Source organism: Pseudomonas sp. HLS-6 TE3448, from assembly GCF_053629555.1.
In genome coordinates this window covers 3,678,844-3,698,582 of record NZ_JBRJIO010000001.1, presented here as the reverse complement: position 1 = coordinate 3,698,582, position 19,739 = coordinate 3,678,844, and the positions used below count along the sequence as shown (strand labels likewise).

Here is a 19,739-nt window from a genome sequence, read left to right as displayed (position 1 = left end):
TGATAGTCGGCGGTTAAAACGTATGCTCGGGGCCGGGAAATGTTCCTGCCTCTACCTCACCTGCAAAGTCCCTTGCCGCGGTGTGAAGGATCGAACGTAGATCGGCGTACTGCTTGACGAACCGCGGTAGCCGCCCCGTGCGCAGCCCGGCCATGTCTTGCCAGACCAGCACTTGGGCATCGCATTGGTTACCCGCGCCGATCCCGACAGTAGGAATCGAAACAGCTGCAGTGATCGCGCCACCCACGTCCCCCGGCACCATCTCGATCAAGATAGCGAACGCGCCCGCGGCTTCAAAGGCTTTGGCACTGTCGATCAGTCGCTGTGCATCTTCGCCACGACCCTGTACGCGGTATCCACCTAATTGATGTTCCAGTTGTGGAGTAAAACCGATATGCGCCATGACGGGGATACCCGAGCTGACAAGCTTCTCAACCTGCGGCAACACCTCGATACCGCCCTCCAGTTTCACAGCGTGCGCACCGGCCTCCTTCATGAACCTGACGGCCGTGTTAAAGCACTGCTCCACCGAAGCCTGGTAAGCACCAAAAGGCAGATCCGCAATCACTAGTGCTCGCTGTGTCGAGCGAGTTACCGCGCGTACCAGCGGGATAAGTTCATCAACGGTTACCGATAGGGTGTTCTCATTGCCATAGACATTGTTCCCGGCAGAATCCCCCACCAGAAGGACAGGTATCCCGGCCTCTTCAAAGATAGCGGCGCTGTACATGTCATACGCAGTGAGCATCGCCCACTTCTGGCCGTCAACTTTCATCTGTTTCAGGTGTGAAATTCTGACGCGGGTCGCCTGTTGGGCACGAGGGGCACTGCCATAAGGTGAAGGCTGGTCGCTCATCGGGGGTCGCCTCGCTGAAATAGAATTAACCGGACAGCTGCCCGGCGAGCAGCACTAACGCGATGATGATCATGGTTGCACCAGAGAGCCGGCTGATGAGGTGCGCTGCAGCCGGGCGTGCCCGAAGAACGGCTTGTGAACCAAACCCGACCAGCAGATAGATCACACCGCAACTCAAGGCGTGTATGAGCCCCAGCGCAATGATCTGCATGGGAACGGGCCATGGCGCGGTGACATCCGTGAATTGAGGCAAGAGTGCCAGGAACAGCAGGAACACTTTCGGGTTCAGCCCGCTCACGCAAAGCCCCTTGACTGCCCAGCGCGACCAGGAGCCCGATGCCTGACGGGCATCAGCGTGCGGTGTAGCCGGATGGGCAAGCATATTGATGCCCAACCAAAGCAGATAAGCGCTCCCGGCAACGGTCAGTGCCGACAGGGCTACCGGGTGGCTGGCAACCAGCGTGCCGACACCGCCTGCCACAATCACGGTTGCAATCAAGTGGCCAGACAGCAGCCCGGCCACCGCAGGTATGACGACACGCCCCTTCAGGCCCGCCGAAATCGCATACGCCCAATCCGCGCCGGGCGTGATAATGAACAGGATCGACACCGCCCAGAATGCAACGACCACACTGAACGTCATCGGGCCACCCGCCCCTGCTGCTTACTCATCGCCATCTGCATCGTCTCGCTCCGTGAATCAAACGCCGCCCTCCTCTGGTCGCCAGAAAAGTGCAGCTGTTAAGGGTGCGAGGAAGATTAGTGAAATCTTGCTAGAATTTTCTTTCGAATATCATCATGTACGTGCCGCTAACTGGGAGATTCTTCTATATGGATAGGACTGATCGGAAGATTCTTGCCGAGCTTCAAAAAGATGGTCGTCTATCGGTCACCGAACTGGCCGAGCGCGTGGGCCTGAGCCTTTCTCCGTGCCATCGGCGAGTACGGGCACTGGAAGAGTCTGGCGTGTTGCTGGGTTATCGAGCACAGCTGAATCCCGGCGCACTGGGCCTGAACTTTTCTGCCATGGTGTTTGTCACGCTCCGAGAGGGCGACAGGCGCGCGGTCGAGGCGTTCGAGACGGCGCTGATTGACATTCCCCAGGTGGTCGACGCTCAGCGACTGTTTGGCGAGCCGGACTACCTGCTTCAGGTCATCACTCAGGACCTGCCGGCCTTCCAGCGGCTCTACGATGAAAGCCTTTCGACACTGCCCAATGTGCAGCGGCTGACCTCCACCCTGGTAATGAAGCAAGTCATCCAGAACAGGCTTCTTCCTTTGTGATGGCGCAAGCCTGGCAGACAGGCACCGGCTCGAAGCCATGCCCGACGTGCTCTGCCGAACATGCACAGGTGACCACAGATCAGCCATCCGCTGAACATCCATCCGTTGTAAAGCCCCAGCGTCCGAGGCTTAATCGCTGCAACTGCGATCTACACAACCTCATGCACTGACGAGAACAAAGGGCAGAACATGACCCTCAATGAAATGATCGACAACGGGTGCGAAAACCATCCTTTGCTCGCCGAATTGATCCGTCTTGAGCCAACCACCTGGTTCAATCCGGCGCTGGCACCGACAGCACAGGCGCTGGGTGATGTGCCCCTGAACGTCGCCGATGTCGACGACGCCGCCTCCCGGCTTGAACGCTTTGCCGCATTTATCCAATCAGCCTTTCCCGAGACGCACGCCAGTGACGGCATCATCGAGTCGCCGCTGCTGCCGCTGGCCCAGCTCCAGGCTGCCTTGTGCGCGGAGCAACAGCTGCCGATACAAGGCCGGCTATGGCTGAAGGCCGATAACCTGCTGCCGATTTCTGGCTCGATCAAGGCCCGGGGCGGTATCTATGAAGTACTCAAGCACGCTGAGGACCTGGCCCTGGCCGGCGGCTTGCTTCAGCCCGGCGACAGCTACAGCACGCTGGACAGCGATGAAGCCCGGGCCTTTTTTGCCCAGTACAGTATCGCGGTCGGCTCCACCGGCAACCTGGGCTTGTCGATTGGCATCATGAGCGCCCGCCTGGGGTTCAAGGCCACCGTGCACATGTCCGCCGATGCCCGGCAATGGAAGAAAGACCGGCTGCGCGCCTGCGGGGTCGAGGTGATCGAATACGCCTCCGACTACAGTGTGGCGGTGGAGCAAGGCCGCAAACAGGCCGAGATGGACGCGAAATGCCATTTCGTCGACGACGAAAATTCTCTGAACCTGTTCCTTGGCTACGCCGTAGCCGCACGCCGGCTGCAACGCCAGCTTGACGCTGCAGGCATCACGGTAGATCAGGCGCACCCGCTGTTCGTCTACCTGCCTTGCGGTGTCGGCGGTGGCCCTGGCGGGGTGGCGTTCGGTCTCAAGCAGGTTTTCGGCGATGCGGTGCACTGCGTATTTGCTGAACCGACGCACTCGCCCTGCATGCTGCTGGGGGTTTACACCGGGTTGCACGATGCGGTCAGCGTCTACGACGTCGGCATCGACAACCACACCGCCGCCGATGGCCTGGCAGTGGCCAGGCCATCAGGCTTTGTCGGGCGCGCTATGCAGCGCTTGATCGACGGTTACTACACCGTCACCGATGACGAACTCTACCGCCTGCTGGCCCTGATGGAGGCTACCGAAGGCCTGAAGCTGGAGCCCTCGGCACTGGCCGGGCTGCCCGGTTTCCTGCGGGTGTTGCAGGAGCAACAAGGCTACAGGGCACGCCTGGGGCTGGATGACCTACGTATGGCCAAGGCGACGCACATCATGTGGGGCACTGGCGGCAGCATGGTCCCGGACGAAGAAATGGACGCCTACCTGAGCCGGGGCCGTACACTACTGGCTGGACACTAGCCCTTGATCGCAGTGCCGTGGCCACAGGTTATTCGTCCACCCCAACCGCGAAGCCATGCCCCAGCGTGTACAGGTGCTGATTGACTGGCTCAAGCAGTGTGCCGACGAACCCGTGCAGCCTTGACTCAGGCGCCCTTCAGCAACCGCTCAACCTGGGCCAGTTCCCAGGTACTGAGCAAACTGACCGGGTCGGTACGTTGCCAACTGTCGCAGGCCCCTATACGGCCATCCGGGCTCTGACCACGCAGGCAGTGGTGCAGGCTGTTGCCGCTGAAGTCGAGCGTCAGTTGCCACCCTTCAATGGCAACCTCCAACAGGCCATGCCCAGACGGCTGGTCAAGGCGCTGCAAGGGTCGAATGCCCAGGGCGGCGTCTCGCAAGCATTGGTACACCTCGCGGGCAGTCAAGGCGGTCATCAGTTCACACTCGGCATGTGCATGGGCGCTACTCGCTATTTTCCAGAGAGGTAAACGGTTGTTGCTTGATCTACCTAGCGGCGGCCAGGATGTTACCGTATTGACGACTGACGCTGCATGCAAGGACGACGCGCACCCGCGCGCCGGTCAACTTAAGGGCAGGCACAAGGAGAGATGAGTGCATGTATTTGAAACGCCGAGGCTGATTGGGCGGCATCTATCACAGCACGATCTACCCGCGCTGGCAGCAATGCTGAGCGACCCTGAGGTGATGAGGTATTCGGTGCGCGGGGTATGTAACGAGCAGGCCACCCGGCGTTTTATTGAATGGTGCCAGGCCTGCTACGCCTCGCTCGGCATAGGCCCATGGGCCTTGGTCGAAAAAGCCACGAATGACCTCGTCGGATTTTGTGGCGTTGGGCCAGAAGTGATTGATGGCGCAGAAGAGGCCAATCTGGGGTATCGCCTGGCCAGAAGGTACTGGAACCAAGGGCTTGCCTGCGAAGCGAGCAACGCTGTTGTTGATGACGTTTTTGCTCGAAAACAACTGGCGTCTGTCGTTGTAGTCATCGAACCGGAGCACATCGCCTCGTTGAGGGTGGCTGAAAAAACCGGCTTTACGACATTCGAGTTACGCGAGTTTCATGGCCGGCCAGTGCGCATGTACCGCTTGAGTCGTGAGAACTGGATGAGTTTGCGGCACGGCGCACGCCAGCACCAGGACGGGTAAGGGCAAGCCCCTACCCGTCCAACACTGCGCCTTGGCCCACTTGGCGCAGCGGCTGGCCGCAATCAGATGCGGAAGGTTCCGACCAGATGCTTTAGGCGGTTGGCTTCGCGCTCCAGATCGTTGCAGGCGCGCAAGGTCGCTTGCAGGTTCTCGACACCGTCCTGGTTGAGGGTATTGATCTCGTTGATGTCCAGGTTGAGCGCCTCGATCACCGACGTCTGCTCTTCTGTCGCCGTGGCCACGGACTGGTTCATATTGTCGATTTCACCAATACGCTCGGTGACAACCCCAAGGCTGGAGCCGGCCTGATTGGCGATCAAGACGCTACTTTCGCTGTCGCGTTGGCTTTCTACCATCGTTTCTACCGACTGCTTGGAACCAACCTGCAACTCCTCGATCATCTGCTGGATTTCCTGCGCCGAGCTTCGTGTGCGATGGGCAAGGTTGCGCACTTCATCGGCGACCACAGCGAAGCCGCGCCCGGCTTCACCGGCACGCGCTGCCTCAATGGCGGCGTTGAGTGCCAGCAGGTTGGTCTGGTCGGAAATGCTCTGGATGACCTCAAGGATCTGCCCGATGTCGACCGTCTTGCCGTTCAGCGCCTCGATGTTGCCACACGAGTCACTGATCCTGGCGGACAGCTGGTTCATCGTCTTGATGGTGGCGTCCACAATGCTCTGGCCTTCTTCCGCCCGCGCCCGCGCATCGGTGGCCTGGTGTGCAGCCTCTGCCGCATTGCGTGCAATTTCCTGGGCAGCAGCACCCAGTTCATTGATGGCCGCAGCCACGCTATTGGTACGGCTGGCTTGTTCGTCGGAGTTGAGCATCGACGAATTGGAAGCCGTGACTACTTGGGTCGCCACATCGCTCAGATGGAAAGCCGACGACGACACTTCGCGGATGGAGGCATGAATGCGCTCGACAAACTGGTTAAAGGCCGTGGCCAGCTCACCAAATTCGTCCTGAGTATGTACCGTCAGGCGCTTGGTCAGGTCCCCTTCGCCCTTGGCAATGTCACGCATGGCAACACCCATGGCGTTCAGCGGGCGCATCAGCACGTGGATCAGGACGCCGAGCAACAGCATGATCACAGCGACCGCGACCAGCGTGGTGATGATCGCTGACGTGCGGTATTCGCTGAGCAGCGAGTAGGCCTTGGCTTTATCAACGGACAGTACGATGTACCAGTCAGCGGAAGGCAGGTCGTCGATATGGGAGAAACTGAGAATGCGTGTACCGTTCTGGTTGCTCGCCTCGCTGAAGTTGTCGCCGATACGTGGCGTATTGTGAGGGTAGACGTCCTTCAGGTTCTTCATGACCAGGCTCTTGTCTGGATGAACCAGAATCCGGCCATCACTGCTCACGAGGAATGCGTAACCCAAGCCATTGAAGTTCAGCGAATTGATGGTGTCATTCAGCACGTTTAGGTTCAGATCGCTGCTCAGCACACCCGCGCTGCCTGCAGGCGTGGCGATGGCTACGGCAAGCCCGCCGGTGACCGCATCGACATAGGGCTCGGTCAGGATGGTGCCTCCAGCCGCCTTGGCGGCCAGGTACCAAGGTCGCGTGCGGGGGTCATAGCCATCCGGCATCTTGCTGTCCGGGCGCATGGTAAAACGGCCGTCAGTGCTCCCCAGGTAGGTGAACACAAAGTTCGACAGCAGCGTTTTTTGTTCCAGCAGGCTAACGACCTCCTCGGGTGCCGGGTTACGCGCAATCGACTGGGCGGTGTTTTCCACCAGCAAAATACGCCCTGCCAGCCAGCTCTGGATGCCCTTGGCGGTGGCGCCGCCAATATCGTTGAGGTAGTTCTCCAGGCTCTTGCTGACCGCATCGCGCTGTAACGAGTAACTATAGAGGCTGGATAAGGAGAAAATCATCACCACTACCACAGCGGCAGCGAGCAAAATTTTCTGGCTGAATTTAAGCTGATTGAACATGCACATAATCCTTGGCGGCCACGACGTGTAAAACGCTCTGGCAAAAACTTTATATCCGATGATTTTCAGGCGAGTGGTACTGCATCGCAGCGTTCATGACGTTAAATCGCCAGGCACACGGCAAACCCTGAATAAGTTGAGCGGTTATGAATGCGGTATGTGAAAGTTACAAACCCGAGGGTCCTTTTTACGATGCCATCCGTGCATACGCTTATAAATAATCTGCTCCTGGGCCGATACGCACACCCTCACAGCTCAGACTTGCACATCGCCAGCGCAGAATAATATCACTTTAACATCGCCCCGTGAGCATTTTGACGTCATTTTGCCGACGTCATGTTTAAGGCTTGTGACAGGCCAGGGAAAACCTCTGACAACACCGCGCACAGATTGATAGCCCACTATCCATTCGTCGTATACCGCACGATTTTTTGCTCACAGAGGGTTAACATTAACCACACTAAATCAATGGATTACCGGGTTTTTTAATGTTGTCACGGAAACACTCTGCGCAAGCACTGCCTGTAGACGCACACTTCCTAGCCTTGCTGAATGCCACCGACTGCGCCAAAGCTACTTGGCAAAACACCGTGGATCATCTAAGTACTGTATCCGACGAGGTTTGGCTTTCTAGAATGCAAGAGCTTGATGAACTAGAACGCCAATACCGGACGTGCCAGGACACGCTGTTTCAGCACATCAAGAACACCCTCGAAACTGTCGAAGAATAACCACCCTCAGACGTGGAAAAGCCCTTGCCAGAAAGCAAGGGTTTTTTATTTAAAGAGCCCGCTACCCAACGGCAAGTACTAACGCCTTGCGCGGCCGCTGCGTTGGCACAACACTAACGGGTGACAGGTAACCCGAACCGCCGCCAAAACGAGAACTCCCTGCATGGAAATCAACGCCGACTTCGACCAGCGTATCGTGCTGCACGCAGCACACATGCCCTGGGTAGACTCCCCTATGCAGGGCGTGCAGCGACGAATGCTCGACCGCATCGGTAACGAAGTTGCACGCGCCACCTCCATCGTGCGCTATGCGCCTAACAGCCAGTTCAGCCCTCACACCCATGACGGCGGCGAGGAGTTCATCGTACTGGAGGGTGTGTTCCAGGATGAGCATGGCGACTACCCTGCCGGCACCTATGTGCGCAATCCTCCAACCTCGCGGCACACACCCGGCTCCAGCGATGGTTGCATCATCTTCGTCAAACTCTGGCAGTTCGATCCGGCAGACCGTCATCACTGCGTGATCGACATGAACCACGCAACACTGACACCGGATGCCCAACGCCCGGGTATAGGCGTTATCCCATTGTTCCAGGACAATCACGAAACGGTACGCCTGGAAGTGTGGGTGCCAGGCACGCACATCGAGATGGCATGCCCGGATGGCGCCGAAATGCTGGTGCTGGCCGGTGAGGTGGAGGTTGATGGCGACCTGCTTACAGCCCTGTCGTGGATGCGCCTGCCCAAAGGCGACCATTTGGTCGCCACAGCGGGCGCTGATGGCGCCAGCGTTTGGATAAAAACAGGACATTTACGTCGCATTACAACACCACACAGTGCCTAGCCAGCACACGCCGATCAGCTCCAGGGGTGGCGAGGTGGCTTGACGCCATTGAGCGCATAGTTGCCAACGATGTGGTACTTCCAGCGTACCGGGTCGTGCAGCGTATGCACACGGGCGTTGCGCCAATGACGGTCAAGCCCGTATTCCTCAAGGGTCGACCGGGTACCCGCCAATTCAAACAGGCGGTTGCTGGCCAGGATTGCCACTTCGGTGGTCAGCACCTTGGCTTCGGCGGTGAGCAGCGAGGCCTGCGCCACGTTGTCTTCTGTCGGCTCGCGCAGTGCATGGTCAATCGCATCAGCCGCCAGGTCCAATACCGCATCAGCGGCACGCAAGCGAATCTGCAAATCGCCCACCTGCTGAATGATGTACGGATCATCCGTGGCTTTCTCCAACCCCGAGTCGATCCATGGACGGGTATGCCGGCGCACATAGTCCCGGGTATCGTTGAACGCGCCGCGGGCAAGGCCCGCATCGATGGCAGCCTGGATGAACTGAGAAATGGCACCGCCTGCGGTCGGACGGTCGAACGCCTTCCAGATCGGCACCACCTGCGCGGCAGGTACCCTTACCTGATCGATCAGCACCGTACCGCTGGCGGTGGTGCGCTGACCGAAACTGGACCAGTCGTTCACCACCTTCAGCCCCGGTGCATTGCGTGGCACCACGGCCAGGTGCGGCAAGCCTTCCTCGGTAACCGCGACAATCGGCACCCAGTGCGCCAACAGCGCCCCCGTGGAAAAGAACTTCTGGCCACTCACTACAAAATCGTCGCCTTCAGCGCTGATACGGGTCTGGAAGTCTGCTACGTGCTTGCTGCCACGCTCGGAGAAGGCATTGCCAAAGCGTGCGCCTGACAGTGCCAGGTCGAAGAAAAAGCGCTTCTGCTGCTCACTGGCGTCAAAGGCGATGTGGGCCAGGATAACGAAGTGGTTCTGCGCCAGTTGGCCCAGTGAGCCGTCCGCCGACGAGATCTGCTTGAAGACTTCACCGACCGTTCGGTAACCGGCGCCCAGCCCACCGTACGCCTTGGGTACCACGATGCTCCATAGCCCGCTCTGGGAGTATGCGTCGAGTTCGGCAACCGGCAGACGCCGCTCGCGATCACGCGCAACGGCCTCACGGGCAAACTCGCTGGCCAGGCGCCGGGCCGTTTCAATGGCCTGCGCTTCACTGGTCAGGCGCTGTGCCGGCGTGCTTGATTGGGTTTGGATAAAGGCGTCGGCCTGCTCGGCCAATGGGGTGTTCAATTCAGTCATGGCGAGTTTCCTTCAAAAACGATAGGCAAGGTTGAGGCTGTACACCGTCGGGTCGACATCGACGCTGCCGACCTTCTGGCCGTCGATCTTCACGGTGCTGTCGATTTTCGCGTAGCGCACATCGCCGCCGAGGCTCCAGTGCTCATCAATGGCAATATCGAGCCCCGCCTGGAAGGCGGCTCCCCAAGAATCGGAAAGCTCCAGCTTGGCGCCGTTATCCAGATGTTCGTCGTAGAAATAGGTGTAATTCAGGCCGACACCGACAAAGGGCCGCACAGGGGCGTCGGGGGCGAAATGCCACTGCAGCGAGACAATCGGCGGTAATTGCTTGGTGCTGCCAACCTTGCTGCCGTTCAGTTTGATGTCGTGTTTGAACGGCAAGCCGCCCAGTACGTCGATGGCAAGGTTTGGTGTCAGGAAATACGCCAGGTTGAAGGTCGGGCCGGCATCACTGTCGATATCGACCGTGCCAGGCTGAATGCTGCCAGAGTCGGAGGTTGGGACGATATTGCTGACGCCCAGGCGCACTTGCCAAGGGCTGTCTGCCGCCAGAGCGAGGCCATTCGCCGCCAGCAGCAGCCCCCCCAGGGCGGCATGGCGAAGCCAGTGTATTGACATGCGGTTCTTCCTTGTCGATTTCGATTGGACCTGGGTGCGGGCTAAACACCGCACCGGCTAAGGCACTGTTTCGGTATGTCCGGCGGACAGGCTGCAGGACTATCAGCAGCTTTTGTGCCAATCGTATCCATTTGTTTTTATTGAATATTTTTTCAGGAAGAACACCGCTACTGTTGTTCGCGCAACAGCCCTCATGCAACGCTGTTAGCTACTGGACAGCAGCTTGCGCACATTAGAAGGCGCTGTACCGCACGGGCGCTGAACGACCGGTTCGCCACCTATACTTAACAGGTAGCGTACTGGCGGGGGGGCAGGCACAGCAGACCCCACCCATTGTCGAACCTCATCTGGGGGACTGCGGTCTTGAATCGACGTTCCCTGACCGTGCCCCTGATCATTGCGCTCCTGGCGGGTATGCCTGGCTGCGCCTCAAAAGCGCCGCCCCCCGAGACGCAGGCGCCCGTGGTGGTACCTGAATCCACCTGGCAGCAGGTGGACTGGGAAATCGTCAGTGCTTCGCAGGCAGTCACAGAGTCGGTCAAAGACTACGCACGCCGCTCGATGAAAGCCTGGCGGGACCGCGTCTACCAGCAGACCGAAGCCGACTTCATTCCCTGGTTCACCAGCTACTGGACCCAGCAATGGCTGACCATCAAGGTTGCCTGGTACAAAATGAACGCCGGCAATGACACTGAACCCGGCGAAAAGCGCCTGGCTGCATACCTTCAAGAGCAATACCACGAACGAGTGTTGGAGCCGGTCGCCAAGGAGATTGATCCCGATGCGGTCATGCAACAAGCCATCGCGCTGTACGCCCAACTGCTCGGTCCGCAACTTCAGGGTATCGTGCAGCGCTATCGTTTACCGCCCGACCAATTCAACCTGCGGCTCAGCCGTATCCCTGCGATCAGCCTGGGGCCACCCCCTACCCTCAACGCATCGCTTTACCAGTTGGTCTACACCAACCCAGTCAGCAAACTGCCGGCGTATGCGGCACTGGTAACGCAGGTGCGCACCGCGACGGGCGCAGGTGGCGCAGACCAGGCAGATGCGGTGTTGTCCTCGGTTGCACAACGCACCAGCGAAAAACTGGAGTCCACCCTGCCCGTGCGCGGTGCGGCGAGCGCAACGGCGGCCGCCGTTGGCCGGGTTGCCGGAATGATGATTTCACTGGTAGTGACGGGCGTTGGCGCGCTGATGCATGACAGTGAGCGGCCTGAAATGGTCGAGCAGCTCAGGGTCATATTGAACGTCGCCCTGGACGAAGAATGGGCAACACTGCTGGAAAACCGAGCCTCGGGAGTCATGGCCGGGGTGTATTACCTGGCAGAGCAGATCGAAAGCAGTGTTCGCGCTACCGATGCCCCGCCACAGCAGTACGAACCGCAACCGTAAGGCCTGACCTGTCGTTAAATCAAACGATACAGGCACTGCGGCTCAACCAGGCCCAAGCCGTCAGTGAGGAGCAAGCTCCAGCACAATCCGCCCGCCACACGGGCACTCATCCATATGCCGATGCGCGGCGACAAACGCCTCGAACGGATAGACCTTGCTGATCTGGGGTGTCAGCAAGTGGTCGGCGGTGAACTGGTTGATGTCACGCAGTGCACGCTGCAATGCCACATGGTCCTGCACAATGCCCAGTTCCGGCTTGCCGGTGAAGTTGCCAATGCAGTGAACGAAAAACTGAATGTTCTTCTGGAAGGCCGCACACGCCGGGAACGGCGTCTGGTTACCGCCCTGCAAGCCGTACAGCACCAGGCTGCCACGGGGTGCGAGGACATCCCCTAGCAACGACATCTGCGGCCCGCCGAGCCCATCGAGCACCATGTCAACGCCACGGTTTTCGGTGTACTTGTTGATCTGCATGAGCAGGTCCTGCTCTTCAGTGACGATCACCTTCTCGGCACCCAAACCAAGCAAGTAGTCACGCTCACTCGCTTGCTTGGTGGCAGCGATGACCCGAATGCCCAGCGCCTTGCCCAATTGCACGAAGGCAGGCCCGGCACAGTGGCTGGCATCGGTCACCAGTGCCGTCTGCCCGGCCTTGGCCCTGGCCAGGTCGACATAGGCAAAATAGGCAATCAGCAAGGGCGTGTAATGAACACTGGCCTCGACAGGGCTGAGGACATCGGGGTAGCGCGTCAAGGCATCTCGCGGCAACACAATGACTTCACCGTACACCGGGTGCGTATTGGCGCTGCTGGCCGGAAAGCTGGCGACCTTGTCACCAACGGCGAGGTCATCGACACCCTCACCCACGGCCATGACCACGCCCGCCATCTCATGCCCGATGCCGGCCGGCAGGCGAACCTGAGACGAGGCGAGGTTCTGCCGCCAGAGCACGTCGTACCAACTGACGCCGATCGCCTGGACGCGAATCTGCACCTCGCCGGCAGCCGGGGTCGGCGCTGCCTGCTCTTCGCATTTGAGCACCTCGGCCGGACCGAACTTGTGGAAACGGATCATGCGGGACATCGCAAACCTCGCCAAGTGAATCGCTAATACCCTGAACTCTATCGGGGCTTTCCTGGTTAGGCCATCCGTGGCTATTAATAGTCGACATGCCTGTCATTGATTGAAGGTACTGGCATACGTTCAATTTATTCGGTGCAGGGTAGCAGCCTTTCCCCTTAAGATTCACCCCTGCCCCATCCAGTGAAGCAAAGCGATGAACCGTAACGACCTGCGCCGCGTCGACCTGAACCTGCTGATCGTCTTCGAAACCCTGATGCATGAACGCAGCGTGACCCGTGCAGCGGAGAAACTGTTCCTCGGCCAGCCGGCCATCAGTGCCGCACTGTCGCGCCTGCGCACGCTGTTCGACGATCCGCTGTTCGTTCGCACCGGCCGCAGCATGGAGCCATCGGCACGTGCGGTAGAGATCTTCGCCCTGCTCTCCCCCGCGCTGGACTCCATCTCCACCGCCGTCAGCCGTGCGGCCGACTTTGACCCCGCCACCAGCACGGCGGTCTTTCGCATCGGCCTCTCCGACGACGCCGAGTTTGCCCTGCTGCCGCAACTGCTCAAACGCATTCGCGCCGAAGCCCCGGGTATCGTGCTGGTCGTGCGGCGGGTGAACTACATTCTGATGCCGGCCTTGCTCGCCTCGGGCGAGATCTCGGTGGGTGTAAGTTACACCAGTGACCTGCCGGCAAATGCCAAGCGCAAGGTACTGCGGCGCAGCAAACCCAAGCTGCTGCGGGCCGACAGCATGCCGGGCAGCCTCAGCCTGGACGACTTCTGCTGCCGCCCCCATGCACTGGTGTCGTTCGCCGGTGACCTGAGTGGTTTCATCGACGAAGAACTCGCCAAGCTCGACCGCAAGCGCCATGTCGTACTGGCCGTGCCACAGTTCAATGGCCTGGGTAGCCTGCTGACCGGCACCGACATCCTGGCCATCGTGCCCGACTACACCGCCGAAGTGCTGACCGCTGCAGGCGGCTTGCGCGCCGAAGAACTGCCGATCGACGTCCGCAGCTTTGAACTGCACATGGCCTGGCGCGGCGCACAGGACAACGACCCAGGTGAACGCTGGCTGCGTTCGCGGATTCAGATGTTTTTCGGCGACCCTGAGAGTCTTTAGGTGTCGTCGGATAGGCTGTTTTTCTGATTACTTCTGCCTTTCCACAGACCATGGAGCTCCATTCACTTCCAGTGGGTTGCTACATTGGGGGCAAATCTGAGGGTATGCTTTGGATGGTTTGAAAATGATCCCCCCAGTCTAAGGTCCATCTGTAAGGGGCCGGCGACCACACCTTCCCGACTCCACCGCCGAAGGCCATGGTGTTCACTTAATACGCGGGCAACATCACCCTTAATGCTGGAGTTCGGAAGGTGACTTTGCCGAACGCTTACAAACAGAAATCGAATGCTCCACATCCTTCACCAGCGCCCTCGCTATCCCGCTCAAGTAATCGCTGCCCACACCAGGCCACAATCCTGCCCTGTACCTGCCTATTGCATCCAGGTCCTAGTCACTGCCGCCTAGCCACCAGAATATCGGCACTCATTGCAATTTGATATCACTGTAAGCAAAAATCGGATCCAAATATGTCTGAATTGGTCATTTGCTGAGGGGTGGTAATGAGCAGGATTGGCGTCAACTCAATCACGGTGCGGCTGCTGAAGCCGAACTTAGATCCAGAGGATGGCCTCAGCCCAAAATATGGGCCAAGCGGCGCTAAGGAGTTGAAGGGGCAGGACTGGGAGGGTGGCGGAGAAGGCATCCTCTACTATGGCCAGGTGTATGACCGAACTCCTGAATGGCTGGCCCTGCTCGAGCCCCACATCTCAGATCCTCTCGGAAGCCTGCACTCCAGCGGTTCTGCAGCCATCCTCTTTTTGTACGTACAAAACCGCTGGATGGCCCTTTGTTTTGGCTATGCCCACCTCGCGCTGGAGGAAGATGCCTTCGTTCACCAATTTGGACTGAAGGTGGCGCTCAACACTGTGCCGCGAGGTAGCTTGCTTAGCCTCGATCTCGCCACTCCAGACGCGGTGACATTTCAGAAGCGGATACAAGCCAGCAAACTCTCGGATTTCAGCCAGTTTGGTATGGACACACTACGAGACCTGGCCAGGGTGGCGGGCGGTCAGCCCAGTGACAATGGATTTGCCAAGTTTGTTGCCGGCAAAGACGCGCTAAGCCTAGACGCCCCGCTGGCTCCGTCCGAGTTTCACGACAAGTGCGCGGAAATTCTTAAGGCTTATAAGTCAATCACCTACAAGCGCGATTACGCCTGGTTTGACAACGTCAGGGTGGAGACCAGTTCTGAGCGGTTGAAGATCCTGGATCGGCAGCTCTACAGCGAGATTCGTGCGATCCGCAGAGGCGCCAACAGCCTATTGCACATGTCCCCTCCAGAGATCCTTGATTACCAAGAGGGCGCGGAACTGGGGTACACCGGTTTTGGTAGCCGCAAAAGCGAGTTCACCAAGCTATCCATCACCGATTACGTAGACGAGCTAAATCGGCTGACCTGCGCCCAAACGATGGACGTCATGAAGTCCTCGCATCGGGTTCGTTCCGTGAGCAAAAAGTCTGGTGAACCGATTGGATGGAAGGTTTATGACTGCCTGAACTGGGAATACACGCTAACCAAGCCGACTCGGACGCACTACGTGCTATTTGCAGGAAAATGGTACGAAATTTCCGCAACCTTCAAAGATCTGGTCGAAAAACATTTCGATAGCATTCCGGATTTCAGCATCATCGGTCGAACCTCATGTCTGAACGAAGAAGAGCTGATTGCGGACATCACTGCTAAGCGTCCCGACTTGATCAAGCTAGACCGTACCAAAATCAATCCCGAGGGCGTCACTGCGGGCAACCTTGAGCCTTGTGACTTCTACTCAAACGACAAGATATTCATCCATTTGAAGGATGGCGGTTCATCAGGGCCCATCAGCCACCTGTGGATGCAAGGTGTTGTCAGTGCCGAGGCCTTCGTGGCAGACAGCAAATTCCGCACGAAGCTGAAGGACACTGTCTCAAAGACCAAGGGTGGGAGCGCATTTTTGAAGTCACTCCCGGATGGGCGAAAATCTGACTTCAATCGCAGCGACTACACCGTAGTGTACGGAATCATGCGGCCACCCTATAAAGGCGGCTCTTTGGGAATCCCCTTCTTCAGCAAAGTTAGCCTCATGGCAGCCTGTGATCGACTGCGACGCACGGGTATGAAGATCGGCAAAGAGCTGATCGAGAAGATTCCACCTACATCAGGTGCGTCAACCAAGACGAAAAAAGCAAAGGCCGCGACTAAGGCAGGGGCCGCGAAGCCCTCCAAAGCGCCTTGAAACCCTCAATGAGCTCGCCAGTGGGCGCCACTTGCCGTCAGATGGAGAGGCCCACTCGCTGCTCGTCCACGTTTATACATTCCCTAACCTGGTAGCCATCCACACGCCCCGTCCACCCGTGTGGATTCGCTTGGTGCTGGCTGGCCCTGGGTAAAGCAAAGGAGTTGCGATGAATATTGAAACACATAACGCTGGTCTCGACCTTCTGGTACCAGAGGTCGTAATGGCCGAGGAGCCGCCACTGCCGGCCCAGGAGCAAATTGAACCGCCGCAGAACGCGCCGGAGGCGCTCTTCCGACTGATGAACATCCATCTCATCGATTCGCTTTCCCGCGGGCGAGTTCAGACGATGGGTATTGATGGTGGCATGGCGCTGACCGGGCGCAACGGCCGAGGCAAAACCTCCCTCCTCTCTTTGGCGCTGCTCTTCGCCGGCGTTGAGCCCCGCGACGTGGTTTCGCAAGGTAAGGATTCGTTCATCGACTGCTACCTACCGAACCAGACTTCCTACCTCGTGTATGAGTATGAACGTCCCGATGGAACTCGCCGGCTCGTGGTCGTGCTCAGCAACTCTACCGCCGACAAGATCCGTTTTCGGTTCGTGAACAGCCATTTCCGACGTGACATGTTCGTCACCGATGACGGCCAGTTTGTACTCAATAAGGAGTTCCGCCAGCGCCTGATCTACCTGAAAATCCCCCATGCTGACAGACTGGTGGACACGTACGTCGACTACAGGGCCATCATCCAGGGATGGCAGCCGCCGCACGTAGACCCTACGCACAGGCGCTATCTGCTTGGGATGTCGGACATGTACGGATTCACTACCTACAACCGTCCTTTGCGGCATCTTGAGAAGCTCACCAAAGGTATGTTCTCTCGAAAGGTCAATTTTGATGATCTACAGCAGGTGGTGGCCGACTGGGTTTTCGAAGGCAAACCTTCCGCCGGCATCCAAACAGATGCGCAAGCGTGTAGAAAACTGGCCGCGAGATCACAAGGCTTACCAAAGTATCAAGAACATCACACCGCTGGTTGATGAGGCCAGGGAGCACCGAGCGAAACTCGAAGCCGCTGAGGATGCCATTCGAGAGGTCAAGGAAAAGTTCATCTTCCTTCAAGACCATCTTCGCTTCTCAAAAGCCCAGCGAGAGAGCGAAGAGTCCCTCAAGCAAACGTATCTTGAGCAAGAAGCTGTCGCCCACGAAGCGAATGCCCTGGAAATCACCAGGGCCATTCATAGCACCAAGGCTGATATCGAATCTTACGATCGTAATCTCACTGAAATCGAAAGTGCTCGCCAAGATTACGAAAGCAAGGGGGTCGAGGAAAAGCGCGCACGTGCGGCTCAAAAAGCAGTTTTTGAGGACGCGCTCAGAAGTGTAAATACCAAACTGGATCTGGCCCTCGGCGCAGCGAGAGAGGTCAAGGCCAAATACGAGAAGCAGATCAACGAGGAAACCAAGCTGCACAACGATTTCCACGCTGCTGCCATCGAGAAAACCAACATCCTTCGCGAACAGGCCCGGGACGCCGTGGTCAAGCTCGAAGATGCATGTGAAGACGCCCTGAGGGTGCTGGACGACTCATCCGCCGATGAGCTTGCCAGGCTTGTGCTAGAGCTACAACAACGCCATGGCGACATGGGACGAGCTCAGGCGTACGTCGCCAATCCTTCCGTAGACCCCTCAATTCAGGATGAAATCGATAAGAGAGACATCGAGCTCAGGGACGCACACAAAGCCATCGGTGCCGCCCACGCATGTGTCGCGGCGAAGCAGCGTGTCGTCAACGATCTGCAGGCCCAGTCTTCCAAATACGATCTGACGATCGAGGCTGTGAAACACTCAATCGGCAAAAAAAAAGACCTGATTGCCCAGATCCGACAAGCTCATGAGCCTGAACAGGATAGCCTTCTCGCGTTTCTACGAAGCAATCGTCCAGATTGGTCACAAGACATCGCCAAGGTCATAAACCCCGATCTCCTCCACCGTAACGATCTTCACCCCCAGCTGACAGCCATATCTGAAAGCCTCTACGGGATCACACTCGAGCTGGAATATGTCGATGCAGCTGACGAGGCAGATGAGTCGAAGCTTCGTGAAAAGCTTGAGGATGCCAACCAAGCCTTGATGGCGTTTGAAGCTCAGTTAGAACGCGCCGTTGATCAGCAGGTCGAGCTACGCAAAGCGATTAAGACAGCATCTGAAGATCTATCGCTGGCGAACTCAGGCCTGACGAAGGCTAGATCAACGGCCCAAGGTTTGGAGAGACAAGTCGACGAGCTTAAAAAGCAGCTACGTGAGGCACTGGACGAAGCTCGCCAGCTTGCTCAGGCGCAATTGGCAGAATGCGAGCGCCTCCTCGGTCATGCTCAGAAAGCTCACGATGATCTGATCCAGCGTATCGCAAGTAAGAAGGCTGCCATCACCCAGCAATGTAAACAGGACATCTCGGCCCTCAACACTCGGCTTGGTTCTGGAGTTCGCGATATCCAAGCTGGTGTTGCTGCTCACAAGAGTACCTGCGACACCAGCATCAAGTTCTATTTGGAGCAGCAGAAGAAAGAACTCGCTGGCGAGGGCGCTGATGTGAACGTAATCACCGCCCTCGAGGACGAGCGTGATGACCTAAAGAAGACGCTTGAGGATATCAGCTCATGGAGCGAGCTCTTGTCCATGTGGCAAATCTGGAAAAACCAAAGCCTCCCGCAGATCCCGGTGCTCCAGGCTAAGAAGGAGCAAAGCCAAGTAGACTTCGCACGAGACACCACTCGTTTAGAAGAGACTACAGCGGCCTGGCTACGAAAACGGCAGCAGGTACTCGACGCTATCAAAGAGTGTCGATCAACTATCATAAGCATCGATGGGCAATTGATGATTGTCGCTACCTGTCTTGAGGAACGACTCAAAGCCTACGAATCCACCAGTCGCCATAATTCGTACGACACCGCATGGGAAGCCCTACCCTTGAGGGCTGCGATGGTCGCATTCCAGCAGCAGATCACTGAAGCTGAGACACAGCTGCGGAAGCTTACTTTCAAAATGCGCCACGCTTTCCTCGACGTGCCGAACGCTGCTCCGTCGACTTACTTCCAAGATCGCCTCCACAACATCCGCACTGAAACTGGTGAGGATGTCGATGCCCGCGTGACCCTTCGAGTTGTCGAGGACTGGTTCGCCACTGAGCATGATAAGAGCCGACGGCTTCTGGTCGCAGATGCCAAAACCATTTTCGGCGAAATCCAAGGCCTTCACCGTGAGCTGCAGACCTTCAACAAGAAGCTCTCCAGCTTCAATACGTCCCTGCAAGAGCATCTGGAGCACAGCTCGGCGGTGTTCGACAACCTCTCCGAACTGAAGATCTCCATCTACTCGGGTGTTGAAGAGCTCGACTATTGGTCTGTGATCAACAAAATCACCAATGACCGGGAGGAATGGACGCAGGAGGACAGTCTGCCCAGCGCGGATGCCGTTGCCTATCTGAACGCCTTGCTCGCGATCTGGGATGGCAATCGCGGCATCAGTGCTCAGTTTAAATCGTTGGTCAGTATCCGCGGCTCCGTGCGGGAACAGGGCAACTTCCGGCAGTTCCGCAATCGTACTGAACTCGAAAACGTGTCTTAGTTTTTCTTATTGATCAAGGTAAACCTCATCTGATAGTTTTCTTTGATCAATAATGTAAACATAATGAAAAGCGTCAAAATGACAGAAAAGC

At 57.8% G+C, this 19,739-nt stretch carries 16 protein-coding genes and 1 pseudogene; 9 read left to right on the top strand and 8 right to left on the bottom strand.

The genetic code is table 11. The features are described from left to right. Window positions 1–13: 13 nt before the first annotated feature. Entirely contained in the window at window positions 14–856 is an 843-nt protein-coding gene (gene panB, locus AB7M23_RS17070) for a 3-methyl-2-oxobutanoate hydroxymethyltransferase (protein ID WP_454241439.1), read from the bottom strand. A 25-nt stretch (window positions 857–881) separates the two neighbouring features. Then, window positions 882–1,499, bottom strand: a complete 618-nt coding sequence (locus AB7M23_RS17065; RefSeq protein WP_454241438.1) for a LysE family translocator — start codon at window positions 1,497–1,499, stop codon at window positions 882–884. Window positions 1,500–1,687: 188 nt separating this feature from the next. On the opposite strand from AB7M23_RS17065, the gene AB7M23_RS17060 reads away from it, so the two are divergent. Beyond that, window positions 1,688–2,140: an Lrp/AsnC family transcriptional regulator gene (locus AB7M23_RS17060; RefSeq protein ID WP_065761496.1), complete on the top strand. Its 453-nt coding sequence runs from the start codon at window positions 1,688–1,690 to the stop codon at window positions 2,138–2,140. A gap of 189 nt (window positions 2,141–2,329) precedes the next feature. Next, window positions 2,330–3,682 (top strand): D-serine ammonia-lyase, encoded by a 1,353-nt coding sequence (locus tag AB7M23_RS17055; RefSeq protein WP_454241437.1) that lies wholly within the window; start codon window positions 2,330–2,332, stop codon window positions 3,680–3,682. 125 nt (window positions 3,683–3,807) lie between these two features. On the opposite strand, the gene AB7M23_RS17050 is transcribed toward AB7M23_RS17055, so the two are convergent. Then, on the bottom strand, window positions 3,808–4,098 hold the full coding sequence (locus AB7M23_RS17050) for a DUF7693 family protein (protein WP_454241436.1): 291 nt from the start codon (window positions 4,096–4,098) through the stop codon (window positions 3,808–3,810). A 178-nt stretch (window positions 4,099–4,276) separates the two neighbouring features. Between AB7M23_RS17050 and AB7M23_RS17045 the strand changes: the two genes are divergently transcribed. Beyond that, window positions 4,277–4,828, top strand: a complete 552-nt coding sequence (locus AB7M23_RS17045; protein WP_102053124.1) for a GNAT family N-acetyltransferase — start codon at window positions 4,277–4,279, stop codon at window positions 4,826–4,828. Window positions 4,829–4,890: 62 nt separating this feature from the next. On the opposite strand, the gene AB7M23_RS17040 is transcribed toward AB7M23_RS17045, so the two are convergent. Both AB7M23_RS17040 and AB7M23_RS17035 read right to left on the bottom strand, forming a co-directional pair. Then, a complete protein-coding gene (locus tag AB7M23_RS17040) occupies window positions 4,891–5,655 on the bottom strand; it encodes a methyl-accepting chemotaxis protein (RefSeq protein WP_409277230.1) in 765 nt (254 codons plus the stop codon). 90 nt (window positions 5,656–5,745) lie between these two features. Continuing rightward, a pseudogene (locus AB7M23_RS17035) lies at window positions 5,746–6,708 on the bottom strand (HAMP domain-containing protein); the annotation flags it as partial. Window positions 6,709–7,662: 954 nt separating this feature from the next. Here AB7M23_RS17035 and AB7M23_RS17030 point away from each other — a divergent pair. Then, on the top strand, window positions 7,663–8,343 hold the full coding sequence (locus AB7M23_RS17030) for a cupin domain-containing protein (RefSeq protein ID WP_454241435.1): 681 nt from the start codon (window positions 7,663–7,665) through the stop codon (window positions 8,341–8,343). 14 nt (window positions 8,344–8,357) lie between these two features. Here the strand turns inward: AB7M23_RS17030 and AB7M23_RS17025 are convergent, their stop codons facing one another. Together AB7M23_RS17025 and AB7M23_RS17020 are read right to left on the bottom strand one after the other, a co-directional pair. Next, the gene (locus tag AB7M23_RS17025; RefSeq protein ID WP_454241434.1) at window positions 8,358–9,602 is read right to left on the bottom strand and encodes an SfnB family sulfur acquisition oxidoreductase; all 1,245 of its coding nucleotides are present in this window, start codon (window positions 9,600–9,602) and stop codon (window positions 8,358–8,360) included. 12 nt (window positions 9,603–9,614) lie between these two features. Continuing rightward, window positions 9,615–10,220 carry an OmpW/AlkL family protein gene (locus tag AB7M23_RS17020; protein ID WP_454241433.1) on the bottom strand — a complete coding sequence of 202 codons (606 nt, stop codon included), beginning with the start codon at window positions 10,218–10,220 and terminating at the stop codon, window positions 9,615–9,617. A gap of 414 nt (window positions 10,221–10,634) precedes the next feature. Here AB7M23_RS17020 and AB7M23_RS17015 point away from each other — a divergent pair, with 414 nt between their 5' ends. After that, a complete protein-coding gene (locus AB7M23_RS17015; RefSeq protein WP_454242188.1) occupies window positions 10,635–11,615 on the top strand; it encodes a hypothetical protein in 981 nt (326 codons plus the stop codon). Between the two features lie 60 nt (window positions 11,616–11,675). Here AB7M23_RS17015 and AB7M23_RS17010 read toward each other — a convergent pair whose 3' ends face one another. Continuing rightward, window positions 11,676–12,698 (bottom strand): zinc-dependent alcohol dehydrogenase family protein, encoded by a 1,023-nt coding sequence (locus AB7M23_RS17010; protein ID WP_099774558.1) that lies wholly within the window; start codon window positions 12,696–12,698, stop codon window positions 11,676–11,678. 193 nt (window positions 12,699–12,891) lie between these two features. Between AB7M23_RS17010 and AB7M23_RS17005 the strand changes: the two genes are divergently transcribed. From AB7M23_RS17005 to AB7M23_RS16990, 4 genes are all read left to right on the top strand, one after another. Beyond that, window positions 12,892–13,806 carry a LysR family transcriptional regulator gene (locus AB7M23_RS17005; RefSeq protein ID WP_102053131.1) on the top strand — a complete coding sequence of 305 codons (915 nt, stop codon included), beginning with the start codon at window positions 12,892–12,894 and terminating at the stop codon, window positions 13,804–13,806. 500 nt (window positions 13,807–14,306) lie between these two features. After that, window positions 14,307–16,022, top strand: coding sequence for a DUF6119 family protein (locus AB7M23_RS17000; RefSeq protein WP_454241432.1), 1,716 nt, complete (start codon window positions 14,307–14,309; stop codon window positions 16,020–16,022). 169 nt (window positions 16,023–16,191) lie between these two features. Beyond that, window positions 16,192–17,061 carry an ATP-binding protein gene (locus AB7M23_RS16995; RefSeq protein WP_454241431.1) on the top strand — a complete coding sequence of 290 codons (870 nt, stop codon included), beginning with the start codon at window positions 16,192–16,194 and terminating at the stop codon, window positions 17,059–17,061. Further along, a complete protein-coding gene (locus tag AB7M23_RS16990) occupies window positions 16,985–19,648 on the top strand; it encodes an ATP-binding protein (protein WP_454241430.1) in 2,664 nt (887 codons plus the stop codon). Before AB7M23_RS16995 ends, AB7M23_RS16990 begins: the two co-directional genes overlap by 77 nt. The last annotated feature ends 91 nt before the right edge of the window (window positions 19,649–19,739 follow it).